The sequence below is a fragment of the Bradyrhizobium sp. 138 genome (assembly GCF_023074075.1).
Taxonomy (GTDB): Bacteria; Pseudomonadota; Alphaproteobacteria; order Rhizobiales; family Xanthobacteraceae; genus Bradyrhizobium.
In genome coordinates, this window is record NZ_JADPKT010000065.1 from 1 (window position 1) to 994 (window position 994).

1 protein-coding gene is annotated in these 994 nt (G+C 57.5%); it reads right to left on the reverse strand.

Features of this window, described 5'->3' with window-relative positions; all coding sequences use genetic code 11:
- Positions 1 to 799: 799 nt before the first annotated feature.
- Positions 800 to 994: hypothetical protein (locus IVA79_RS22015; protein WP_247556581.1), on the reverse strand; the 195-nt coding region annotated here is incomplete at its 5' end.

The window sequence follows — 994 nt, forward strand, 5'->3', positions numbered from 1 at the left end:
GCGTCATCTCGCCCTTGATCGCGGCTAACGCCACCTTGGCCTTGAATGCCGGTGCGTGGTGCCGGCGGGCTCGTCTGCTCATCGTCTCTCCTGATTCGCCGGACAATCTTGCCCGGCGTCAGGCAGAAACTCCACTTATCGTCCTGTCCAGATTTCCCGAGCCAGCTCTGAGAGCATGAACTTCGCAATCTTCAGTATACGAGCAAAGTCGCGGGCCCCAACAACCGAAGCTATGGCGCGGCAATCAGGATCAGAGCATAGCGCCTCCCAGGATTAGCCCCAGGACCTGCTTCGTCAAACAAAGCGGCCTTTGGCGGAGCGATACACTACTACTGCAGGTTCTGAAGGTAGGAAATCCCCCTTGCCGATTTGCGTTAGGTCTTTGTTTCGAAAGAAACTTTGCTCCTGCCTTCTTCTGTCGGCGAAAAAACTCTGCCAAGCTAATCGGAATGGCATCCAAAATGCGCTTTAGCGCTCCAACAGACGGATAGTCTGCCCCGATTCAATAATGGATATAGTCGAGCTGACGACCTTAGGTCGCGCCGCGACAACTGCGCTGCCGGATTTGACGCAGGCGAGCACCAACCTCTTCGTTGACGCCATCTGGAAGCACGCGAGCACAACCGTTAAGTACTGCGGATGCCACGTAGCCGCTCCGATCGCCGGCGCGACACCACAGTGGTAAGCATGAGAATGGAGAAAAGTATTAGCACGCTAGCGGCGGCAGGGATGGTTGGACTGATTTCCTCGCGGCCGGAAAACATGACTTTCGCTCCCGAATTAGTTCTGTGCGTCAAGTTCAGCAAAATTGATCATGGGGTCCGGCCGAGCCATCCCCTCGGAGCCGCCGCTGGCGAGCGACGGCGGTGGAGGAGGGGTGGCGTGCATCCCCTTGTGCCGATTCCAAGGCGATCGCGCGCACCGTTCCGATTTGATCGCGCGCGGCATTCCGAAGTGATGGCGCGCAGCATTCCGAGAATTGTCCGCGCAGGAT